The following is a 9,305-nucleotide window of genomic DNA, read 5'->3' as shown; positions in this document are numbered from 1 at the left end:
CCGGGCCGCCGGGGGGGGGGGGGGGGGCGCGCGGGGGGGGGGGGCGGGGGGGGGGGGGGGGGGGGCCCCCCCCCCCCCGAGGCCGGGTGCGGACCGTGCTTATTTGTGTAAGGAGTGCTCGGCCACTCGGGGCTCGGCCCCGGTATGCAGGCGTTGCACCGGCACCCGAGCCTCCGCCGTCGCCGCGCGCCGCGCGGGCGAGGCGGCGGGCGTCGGCCTGCGGGGCGGCACGAGTATCGCCACCAGCAGCCCGAGCGCCAGCGCGACGCAGACGACGAGGGTGATCCCGACGCCTGACTGCGTGCGGGGGAGCAGCAGCAGCGCGAGGGTGGCGGAGACGACGGTGGCGAAGCCATAGCAGAACTGTGCGGCAGTCGGACGAGGCATGGCGTGATCCGGTCTTCGGGGGGCAGGGTCAGAACGGGTGTGCCTTCTGGTTCTCTCCGCTGGATTCCCGAGCGCGCGGGAAGTAAGCGTGACCTAACACACAGTGCCGATGCACGGGGGGCGCACGGGCTCACCCGGCTGTCCGGCAGGCGAGACGGACGCGCCCGTCCAGCGGCGGCGCACCCTCGTCCGACGTGCGTGCACCTCGTTGACGCCTCCCCCGAAATCAAGATCCACAAGGGGCGCGCGGGGGCGCGAACGCCGCCCGCCGCCGCGTTCCCATGGTGAATTTTCCCTGCGTCGTCGCAGGTCAGGACATGATCGCCTAGGACCCTCTGGCGGGTCGCAGCCGATCGTGTTTAGGTGCGTCCTGTGACCGGCTTATTGACGCGACATCTCACGGGGGAGTGATACGCGATGGCAGGAGGAGGCTTCAGCAAGCTCCCGAACGGCAGTGTGGTGGTGGCTCTGATGCTGCCCAGCCCCAGAGCCTGCGGCGGCAGAGTCCGGGTGCTGGTGCACGCCGCGAACCGCGCCAGGGCGCTGACCCGGCTGCGGAACCTGGGGCTGCGCGCGGTCTATCTGCGGGGCAACACGGAACCGCCCACTCCGGACGAGGTCACGGCGGTGCTGCACCATCCGGACGGGCTGATATGGCGTACGGCGCCGGACGACGCCGCCGAGCTGTGGCACCCGATCGGGGCCCTGCTGCACCCCGCGCGGCCAGTCCGGCCCGCCCGGCCAGCCTGAGCCTCAGCCGCTCTACACCACCGGCTTGCCCGACAGCTCCACGCCCGCGTCGCGGAGCTCATCCAAGGCCCGCTGGGTGCTCTCCTCGGCCACTCCGGCCGTCAGGTCGAGCAGCACCTGGGTGCGGAAGCCCTCGCGCGCCGCGTCCAGCGCCGTGGCCCGTACGCAGTGGTCCGTGGCGATGCCGACCACGTCGACCTCGCTCACCTCGTGCGCGCGCAGCCAGTCCGCCAGCGGTACGTCGTTCTCGTCGGCGCCTTCAAAACCGCTGTAGGCCGCCGCGTAGGCGCCCTTGTCGAAGACCGCGTCGATCGCCCCCGAGGCGACCGCCGGGGCGAAGTTCGGGTGGAAGCCGACCCCTTCCGTACCGGCCACGCAGTGCGCGGGCCAGCTGTGCGCGAAGTCGGGACTGTCCGAGAAGTGGGAACCGGGGGCCACATGGCAGTCGCGGGTGGCCACCACGTGCTGGTATCCGGCGCCCGCGGCCTGCCCGACCAGTTCCGTGATCGCGGCGGCCACTTCGGAGCCGCCCTGGACTGCGAGGCTGCCGCCCTCGCAGAAGTCGTTCTGTACGTCTACGACGATCAGTGCGCGGCGCATGATGGTGTCCTTCGGCTGAGGAGTTCGACGGGGGACGGGAACTCGGCAGGTGCCGCCGAGCGTGGAGACCGAGTGCGCCCCGGTGGCGGTGTGCGGCTGAGCGGTGTGCGGCTGGGCGGTGTGGAGGCTGGGCGGAGTGACGCGCGTCCGCTGCCGTTGCCTGCCTTCCCGCTCGTCCGGCGTTCATGCGCACCGGTCAGGTGTGCGTGGTCCGGGGTACGCGGCCTGGTGGAGGCGTGTCGATGAGTGGGGTCATACGTACTCCGTAGGGATGACGGCCTCGCCGCGGGACAGCTGGGTCGCGGACAGCGGCAGCCGGTCCAGGGCCGCCTGGTGGCGTTCGCGTACGGTCTTCAGCGGCTCCCGGTCCAGCACGCGGCCGCCGGAGACCAGCTTGACCGCCAGCTCCCGCCCGGCCAGCTCCGGCGGCACGGGACCGGTGCCGACCACCTCGGCCTCGGCGACGCCGTCCTCGTCGAGCCGTCGCGCGGCCCACTTCCGGCCGCCCTTGGACGTCTTGCCGCCCATGGCCTTCTTCGCCACCGGCGCGAGGTCCGCCGCCGGATCGGCGGACGTCGCGCGCGCCACCAGCTTGTAGACCATCGAGCAGGTGGGGTGCCCGGAGCCGGTGACCAGCTGGGTGCCCACGCCGTACGCGTCGACCGGCGCCGCGGCCAGCGAGGCGATCGCGTACTCGTCCAGGTCGGAGGTCACGATGACCTTCGTGCCGGTCGCGCCGAGCTCGTCCAGCTGCTGGCGCACCCGGTGGGCGACGAGCAGCAGGTCTCCGGAGTCGATGCGGACCGCCCCGAGCTCGGGCCCGGCGACCTCGACGGCCAGCCGTACCGCCTCGGCGACGTCGTAGGTGTCGACCAGCAGTGTGGTGCCCCGGCCCAGCGAGTCGACCTGCGCGGTGAAGGCGTCGCGCTCGCTGTCGTGCAGCAGCGTGAAGGCGTGCGCCGATGTGCCCACCGTGGGGATGTCGTAGCGGAAGCCCGCGGCCAGGTCCGATGTGGTGCTGAAGCCGCCGACGTAGGCCGCGCGGGACGCCGCGACCGCGGCCAGCTCGTGGGTGCGCCGGGCGCCCATCTCGATCAGCGGGCGGCCGCCCGCCGCCGACGCCATCCGGGACGCGGCCGCGGCGATGGCCGAGTCGTGGTTGAGGATGGACAGGATCACCGTCTCCAGGAGCACGCACTCGGCGAACGAGCCCTCCACCCGCAGGATCGGAGAGCCCGGAAAGTAGACCTCGCCCTCCGGGTAGCCCCAGATGTCGCCGCTGAAGCGGTAGTCGGCGAGCCAGGCGAGGGTCGGCTCGTCGACCACCGAGCGTTCGCGCAGGAAGGCGAGGATGTCCGGGTCGAAGCGGAAGTTCTCCACCGCGTCGAGCACCCGGCCGGTCCCGGCGACCACGCCGTACCTGCGGCCCTCGGGCAGTCGGCGGGTGAACACCTCGAAGACCGAGCGCCGCTCGGCGGCGCCGCCCCGCAGGGCCGCTTGGAGCATCGTCAGCTCGTAGTGATCCGTGAACAGCGCCGTCGAGGGAACATCGACCGGCAGCCGGAGGTCCGCAGCGTTCATACGACTGATCGTACTCCCCATCTCGTCACTTTGACGATTTCGGTGCGGCGAGGCGCGCCGGAACGTGTCGGGGCGTGCCGGAAGGGGCTGCGGAGGCGGGGGCATGTGTGCGAGAGCCCCCTCCAGGTGGCAGCATGGGACAGGTGAGTGTGGCTCCTGATGTGTCCCCGGTAGAGATCCAGCGACCCGAGTCGGCTGCGGAAGAATCCGCGGTGACCGAGCCGGACGTCCCCTGGGTCACGATCGTGCACAACGACCCGGTCAACCTGATGAGCTACGTGACGTATGTCTTCCAGGCCTACTTCGGCTATTCCAAGGACAAGGCGAACCGCCTGATGCTCGACGTCCACCACAAGGGCCGCGCGGTGGTCTCCAGCGGCACCCGCGAGGAGATGGAGCGCGATGTGCAGGCCATGCACGGCTACGGCCTGTGGGCGACCATGAGCCAGGACCGCGACTGATGGCGGGGCAGTTCGAGCCGATTCCCGGCGGTGGCGCCGCCGTGGCCCTGGACGAGGTCGAGATCTCGATCCTGCGCTCGCTGGCCGTGCAGCTCCTTGAGCTGATCGGTCCCGGTCCCGGCGGCGAGGACGCCGACGACCCGCTCGCGGAGCTGTTCGCCGAAGGCCCCAGCGAGCCGCCGTCCGATCCTGTGCTGCAGCGCCTCTTCCCGGACGCCTACGGCGATCCCGAGGCGGTGCCCGACGACCAGCTCAAGGCGTACTCCGCCGAGTTCCGCCGGTTCACCGAGAACGACCTGCGGGCCCGTAAGCGCGACGACGCGCTGGCGGTCGTACGGTCGCTCGACGTGCTGAGCGCGGGCGGTGAGGGCGGCGCGGTGCTCAAGCTGTCGGCGGACGAGTCGCGGCAGTGGCTCGGCGGGCTGAACGACCTCAGGCTGGCGATCGCCGCGCGGCTTGAAGTGATCGCTGACGAGGACACCGAGCTGCTCTACCGGCTGCCGGACTCCGATGAGCGGAAACCCATGGTCATGGCCTATCTATGGCTGGGCGGCCTACAGGAAAGCCTCATCGAGACCCTGTGACCCTTACGTCCGGACTGATCATCTTTTACCTGGCGACGCTGTTCGCTCAGCGGACGCTCAAATCCGGATAACGATCGCGTCACACGGAAACGGCTTCCTCCCAGGTCGGCCGGATTCTGTCCTTCCGGGCGTGATGTGCGTCACATGTCCTGCCGGTAAACGCGTGGTAAGAACTGTCAACTCCATTTCGGCACCACCCCTCGCCGCTGGAGAGAACCTGGCCCACTTGCCAGCGCACGACCCGCACGACATGCACGACCCAAGGCGGTACCGGCCCGAGTCCGCGGACCGGCCCGCCCTACGTCGCCGATCGGACAACGGCGTTCGCTCAAGCCCGCACTCCTCGCCTGCCGCCACCCCAACGCGGCAGTCCTGCCCGACCGAGGTAGCCAGATGTCACTCGACTCGATCGCTCAAAACGTCGACGAAACCGTGAACGGTTGGTTCAAACCCGTAGCCAGTTGGCTCGGGGACGTCGTCTTCTATTCCGTCCCCGTCTTCGGTACAGAGTTCCCCCTGATCGTCGGCTGGCTGGTCGTCGCTGGCGCCTTCTTCTCGGCGTACTTCGGCCTGGCCCAGGTGCGGCATCTGAAGACCGCGGTACGACTCGTCCGCGGCAAGTACGAACAGAAGGACGCCCCCGGCGAGGTCAGCCACTTCCAGGCGCTGACCTCGGCGGTCTCCGGCACCGTCGGCCTCGGCAACATCGCCGGTGTCGCCATCGCCATCGCCATCGGCGGCCCCGGCGCCACCTTCTGGATGATCCTCTGCGGTCTCCTGGGCATGGCCACCAAGTTCGTCGAGTGCACCCTCGGCGTGAAGTACCGCGAGATCGGCCCGGACGGCAAGGTCACCGGCGGGCCCATGCTCTACCTGCGCAAGGGCCTCGCCGAGATCGGCAAGCCCGGCCTGGGCAAGGTCCTCGCGGTCGCCTCCGCGGCCAGCCTGCTGTTCTTCACCTTCTTCGGCGGCAACCTCTTCCAGGTCAACCAGTCCCTGGAGCAGCTGACGACGGTCACCGGCAAGGAGGACAGCTTCTTCGCCACCTCCGGCGGCGCCATCTTCTACGGCCTGCTGATCGCCGCGGCCGTCGCGCTGGTGCTCATCGGCGGCATGCGCTCGGTCGGCCGGGTCACCAGCCGTCTGGTGCCCTCCATGGCGATCCTCTACATCGTCGCCTGCCTCCTGGTCATCACCTTCAACATCACCGCGATCCCGGCGGCCTTCGGCGAGATCTTCTCCGGCGCCTTCGCCCCCGAGGGTGTCGCCGGTGGTCTGATCGGCGCCCTGATCGTCGGCTTCCAGCGCGCGGCCTTCTCCAATGAGGCCGGTATCGGCTCCGCCCCGATCGCCCACTCGGCGGTCAAGACCAAGCGCCCCGCGACCGAGGGTCTGGTCGCGATGATCGAGCCGTTCATCGACACCGTCGTGATCTGCACCATGACCGCCCTGACGATCATCATCGCGGGCGGCCCGAAGTACCTCAAGGCGCGTGACATCGTGGCGGGCGGCGGCAGCCCCGGCGACGTGGACCCGGACGCCGCCAACGTCGGCATCTCCATCACCTCGGACGCCTTCGAGACCGCGCTGCCCTGGTTCCCGTACCTGCTCACCTTCGCGGTGATCCTGTTCGCCTTCTCCACGATCATCACCTGGGGCTACTACGGCGAGCGGTGCTGGACCTTCCTGTTCGGCAGGAGCAAGGGCTCGGCCATCGCCTACCGGATCTCCTTCTCGGCGATCATCGTCCTGGGCGCCCTGCTCTCGCTCGGCACCCTGATCGATCTCTCCGACGCGGTCCTGTTCCTGGCGGCCCTGTTCAACATCGTCGGTCTGTACTTCCTGGCGCCGATCGTGAAGCGCGAGCTGGTCAAGGTCCTCAACTACACCCGCCGCCGGGACGCGGGGGAGAGCGAGGAGCAGATCGAGGCCTCCGAGCTGGCGCTCACCAAGAGCTGACCTGAGCTCGGGGGATCCCGATCCCTTGGGGGATCCCGATCCCTTGGGGGATCCCGATCCCTTGGGGGATCCCGATCCCTTGGGGGATCCCGATCCCCTGGGGAACCCGGTCCCCTGGGGAATCCCCTCCCTGTCTCGCCATGCGGGCCACCTCGTACCACACTTCGGTACGCGGTGGCCCGCATGTTTATTCTGGCGGCATGCTGACCATCACCCAGGCCCTGTACGACCAGATCGTCGCCCACGCGCGCGCGGACCACCCCGACGAGGCGTGCGGCGTGGTCGCGGGCCCCGAGGGCGCCGACCGCCCCGAGCGCTTCATCCCGATGCTGAACGCCGCCCGCTCGCCCACGTTCTACGAGTTCGACTCCGGCGACCTGCTCAAGCTCTACCGTGAACTGGACGACCGGGACGAGGAACCGGTGATCGTCTACCACTCGCACACCGCGACCGAGGCCTACCCGTCGCGTACGGACATCTCCTACGCCAACGAGCCCGGCGCCCACTACGTCCTGGTCTCCACCGCCGACACGGACAGTGCCGGGCCCTTCCAGTTCCGCTCGTTCCGCATCGTCGACGGCGAGGTCACCGAAGAGGACGTCAAGGTCGTCGAGGCGTACTGAGCTGGGCTATCTCACCATGCGATCAGAAAGCGTCCGTCATGTGATATCCCACTGCTTGAGGCGGGGTGGGAATCGATACGATGACCGCATGGTTCTCCACGACGTGAGCGACAAGACGCCGGGCATGCTGCTCGTGGCGCGGCTGCACGTCGACCTGTGCAGGCTCTCCAGCGCCATCTGTTCCCGCTGAACCCCTGCCCGCCGCGGCCGGCCCCGCGCCGCGGCGTGCCACTCCGTGTACCACCGGGCTTCGTCGCGCACTGGCGCGCGCCCACCGACCTTCCTCACGACCGGACGACAGGAGTCCAGCCCATGGCCATCGAGGTCCGCATCCCGACCATCCTCCGCACCTACACCGACGGCGCCAAGGCCGTCGAGGGCAGCGGTGACGACCTCGCCCAGCTCTTCGCCGACCTGGAGACCCGGCACGCGGGCATCCAGGAGCGCATCGTGGACGGCGACAAGCTGCGCCGCTTCGTGAACGTGTACCTGAACGACGAGGACGTCCGCTTCCTGGACGGCATCAGCACCGCTCTCAGCGACGGCGACAGCGTGACCATCCTCCCCGCTGTCGCCGGCGGCATGGTCTGATGCGGTACGACTCGCCTCTGGCCGCGGTCGGCAACACCCCTCTGGTGCGGCTGCCGCGGCTGTCGCCGTCCGACGACGTGCGCATCTGGGCCAAGCTGGAGGACCGCAACCCGACCGGCTCGGTCAAGGACCGCCCCGCGCTCCACATGATCGAGCAGGCCGAGAAGGACGGGCGGCTCACGCCCGGCTGCACCATCCTCGAACCGACCAGCGGCAACACCGGCATCTCGCTCGCCATGGCGGCCAGGCTCAAGGGCTACCGGATCGTCTGCGTGATGCCCGAGAACACCTCGTCCGAGCGGCGCGAGCTGCTCGCCATGTGGGGCGCGGAGATCGTCTCCAGCCCGGCCGCGGGCGGCTCCAACACCGCCGTACGCGTCGCCAAGGAGCTGTCGGCCGAGCACCCCGACTGGGTGATGCTCTACCAGTACGGCAACCCGGACAACGCGGGCGCGCACTACACCACCACCGGGCCGGAGATCTTCGCCGACCTGCCCTCGATCACGCACTTCGTGGCCGGGCTCGGCACCACTGGCACGCTCATGGGCGTGGGCCGCTACCTGCGCGAGCAGCGTCCCGACATCAAGATCGTCGCCGCCGAGCCGCGCTATGACGACCTGGTCTACGGTCTGCGCAACCTCGACGAGGGCTTCGTGCCCGAGCTGTACGACGCCTCCGTGCTCACCTCGCGCTTCTCGGTCGGCTCGGTCGACGCGGTGACCCGTACCAGGGAGCTCCTCCAGCAGGAGGGGATCTTCGCGGGCGTCTCCACGGGCGCGGCGCTGCACGCGGCCATCGGCGTCGGCAGGAAGGCCGTCAAGGCGGGCGAGTCCGCGGACATCGTCTTCGTCGTGGCCGACGGCGGCTGGAAGTACCTGTCGACCGGCATCTACACGGCCGCGACGACCGAGGACGCGGTCGAGGCGCTGCAAGGCCAGCTCTGGGCCTAGCGCGCGCTGTTGTTGCGTGCGCGGTGCGTGCGTGCGTGCTGTTGCGTGGTGGGGCGGGGGTGGGGTGGGGGGTACGTGCTCACGGCGACTGATAACCCGGAAGCTGCGAACCGCGTGCTGCCCAGTTCACAGTCCCCGCTCCGCTCGCACCCCCCACCCCACCCCCTCACGTCGGACGGCGGCTGTCCGTTTCCTGTTGTGGGCATACGTTCCGCAGGGCGAGGGGGGCACCTCCCGCTCGAGCGAAGCCGAGAGTGGGGGAGGGTGGGCACAACCCACCGACCCCGGTGACCGATCTCGCTTGGGCCGCAGGGCGACACCCTTCCCCCGGAGGGGGACACGGGGCAACCCCGTGAAACCAGGCGCGAGGGCGTCGCCCTCATGCCTGCGGGTGGGTGAGCCGGGGCTCACCCGGCCAGGTGGCGTACCTGGTCCCACAGTGCCGGATCGACCACCCCGACCCGCCGCCGGAACTCCCACAGCGGCACCTCGCGCAACTCGTCCGTCTCCAGGAAGCTCGGCCGTCCGTGCGCGTCGCCGACCGAGCCCGGCGGCAGCGGGATCACCCCGGCCCGGTCGTCGTGGTACCGGCTGGTGATCTTCGCGATCCGGGCCCTGCGTCCGTGTACCGACAACACCAGACAGGGCCGGTCCTTGGACCCCGGCCCGTCCTCGTACGGCACGTCCGCCCACCAGATCTCCGCTGGCCGCGGCCGCCGCCCCGGAACGCGCCGCTTCCCGCGCGGCCGTGCCGGAGGCCGCGTACGGCCGCCGCGTACGCCGCCCGCGGGCCGCCGCCGGGCCCGCGCCCACCCGTCC

12 protein-coding genes are annotated in these 9,305 nt (G+C 70.3%); 8 read left to right on the top strand and 4 right to left on the bottom strand.

The features are described 5' to 3' along the window. Window positions 1–99: 99 nt before the first annotated feature. Window positions 100–387: a hypothetical protein gene (locus tag ACX6XY_RS29400; RefSeq protein WP_460337443.1), complete on the bottom strand. Its 288-nt coding sequence runs from the start codon at window positions 385–387 to the stop codon at window positions 100–102. Window positions 388–804: 417 nt separating this feature from the next. On the opposite strand from ACX6XY_RS29400, the gene ACX6XY_RS29395 reads away from it, so the two are divergent. Next, window positions 805–1,137: a hypothetical protein gene (locus tag ACX6XY_RS29395; RefSeq protein WP_460337440.1), complete on the top strand. Its 333-nt coding sequence runs from the start codon at window positions 805–807 to the stop codon at window positions 1,135–1,137. 12 nt (window positions 1,138–1,149) lie between these two features. Here ACX6XY_RS29395 and ACX6XY_RS29390 read toward each other — a convergent pair whose 3' ends face one another. Both ACX6XY_RS29390 and ACX6XY_RS29385 read right to left on the bottom strand, forming a co-directional pair. Then, a complete protein-coding gene (locus tag ACX6XY_RS29390) occupies window positions 1,150–1,737 on the bottom strand; it encodes an isochorismatase family protein (RefSeq protein ID WP_460337438.1) in 588 nt (195 codons plus the stop codon). 252 nt (window positions 1,738–1,989) lie between these two features. Further along, window positions 1,990–3,318 carry a nicotinate phosphoribosyltransferase gene (locus ACX6XY_RS29385; RefSeq protein ID WP_460337435.1) on the bottom strand — a complete coding sequence of 443 codons (1,329 nt, stop codon included), beginning with the start codon at window positions 3,316–3,318 and terminating at the stop codon, window positions 1,990–1,992. Between the two features lie 134 nt (window positions 3,319–3,452). On the opposite strand from ACX6XY_RS29385, the gene clpS reads away from it, so the two are divergent. The 7 genes from clpS (at window position 3,453) to ACX6XY_RS29350 (ending at window position 8,486) form a co-directional block, all read left to right on the top strand. Beyond that, entirely contained in the window at window positions 3,453–3,779 is a 327-nt protein-coding gene (gene clpS / locus ACX6XY_RS29380) for an ATP-dependent Clp protease adapter ClpS (protein WP_460337432.1), read from the top strand. Continuing rightward, on the top strand, window positions 3,779–4,363 hold the full coding sequence (locus ACX6XY_RS29375; protein ID WP_460337429.1) for a DUF2017 domain-containing protein: 585 nt from the start codon (window positions 3,779–3,781) through the stop codon (window positions 4,361–4,363). The genes clpS and ACX6XY_RS29375 overlap by 1 nt, the downstream gene beginning before the upstream one ends. 393 nt (window positions 4,364–4,756) lie before the next feature. Continuing rightward, the gene (locus tag ACX6XY_RS29370; RefSeq protein ID WP_460337425.1) at window positions 4,757–6,322 is read left to right on the top strand and encodes an alanine/glycine:cation symporter family protein; all 1,566 of its coding nucleotides are present in this window, start codon (window positions 4,757–4,759) and stop codon (window positions 6,320–6,322) included. Window positions 6,323–6,522: 200 nt separating this feature from the next. After that, the gene (locus ACX6XY_RS29365) at window positions 6,523–6,945 is read left to right on the top strand and encodes a M67 family metallopeptidase (RefSeq protein ID WP_460337421.1); all 423 of its coding nucleotides are present in this window, start codon (window positions 6,523–6,525) and stop codon (window positions 6,943–6,945) included. Window positions 6,946–7,033: 88 nt separating this feature from the next. After that, entirely contained in the window at window positions 7,034–7,135 is a 102-nt protein-coding gene (locus ACX6XY_RS29360) for a putative leader peptide (RefSeq protein WP_460337418.1), read from the top strand. 122 nt (window positions 7,136–7,257) lie between these two features. Continuing rightward, on the top strand, window positions 7,258–7,536 hold the full coding sequence (locus ACX6XY_RS29355) for a MoaD/ThiS family protein (protein WP_460337415.1): 279 nt from the start codon (window positions 7,258–7,260) through the stop codon (window positions 7,534–7,536). After that, window positions 7,536–8,486 (top strand): PLP-dependent cysteine synthase family protein, encoded by a 951-nt coding sequence (locus ACX6XY_RS29350; RefSeq protein WP_460337412.1) that lies wholly within the window; start codon window positions 7,536–7,538, stop codon window positions 8,484–8,486. Before ACX6XY_RS29355 ends, ACX6XY_RS29350 begins: the two co-directional genes overlap by 1 nt. Before the next feature lie 407 nt (window positions 8,487–8,893). Here ACX6XY_RS29350 and ACX6XY_RS29345 read toward each other — a convergent pair. Continuing rightward, the coding region (locus ACX6XY_RS29345; RefSeq protein ID WP_460337409.1) for a type II toxin-antitoxin system PemK/MazF family toxin at window positions 8,894–9,305 on the bottom strand (412 nt) is incomplete at its 5' end.

This window comes from Streptomyces sp. O3, from assembly GCF_054788135.1.
This window is presented reverse-complemented; position numbering and strand designations above follow the sequence as displayed.

Excerpts from the sequence above, each read along its gene's own strand:
- ACX6XY_RS29360 (WP_460337418.1), top strand. The coding sequence starts at position 7,034 with ATGGTTCTCCACGACGTGAGCGACAAGACGCCGGGCATGCTGCTCGTG.
- ACX6XY_RS29355 (WP_460337415.1), top strand. The coding sequence starts at position 7,258 with ATGGCCATCGAGGTCCGCATCCCGACCATCCTCCGCACCTACACCGAC.
- ACX6XY_RS29400 (WP_460337443.1), bottom strand. The coding sequence starts at position 387 with ATGCCTCGTCCGACTGCCGCACAGTTCTGCTATGGCTTCGCCACCGTC.
- ACX6XY_RS29350 (WP_460337412.1), top strand. The coding sequence starts at position 7,536 with ATGCGGTACGACTCGCCTCTGGCCGCGGTCGGCAACACCCCTCTGGTG.
- ACX6XY_RS29390 (WP_460337438.1), bottom strand. The coding sequence starts at position 1,737 with ATGCGCCGCGCACTGATCGTCGTAGACGTACAGAACGACTTCTGCGAG.
- ACX6XY_RS29365 (WP_460337421.1), top strand. The coding sequence starts at position 6,523 with ATGCTGACCATCACCCAGGCCCTGTACGACCAGATCGTCGCCCACGCG.
- ACX6XY_RS29370 (WP_460337425.1), top strand. The coding sequence starts at position 4,757 with ATGTCACTCGACTCGATCGCTCAAAACGTCGACGAAACCGTGAACGGT.
- clpS (WP_460337432.1), top strand. The coding sequence starts at position 3,453 with ATGGGACAGGTGAGTGTGGCTCCTGATGTGTCCCCGGTAGAGATCCAG.
- ACX6XY_RS29385 (WP_460337435.1), bottom strand. The coding sequence starts at position 3,318 with ATGAACGCTGCGGACCTCCGGCTGCCGGTCGATGTTCCCTCGACGGCG.
- ACX6XY_RS29375 (WP_460337429.1), top strand. The coding sequence starts at position 3,779 with ATGGCGGGGCAGTTCGAGCCGATTCCCGGCGGTGGCGCCGCCGTGGCC.
- ACX6XY_RS29395 (WP_460337440.1), top strand. The coding sequence starts at position 805 with ATGGCAGGAGGAGGCTTCAGCAAGCTCCCGAACGGCAGTGTGGTGGTG.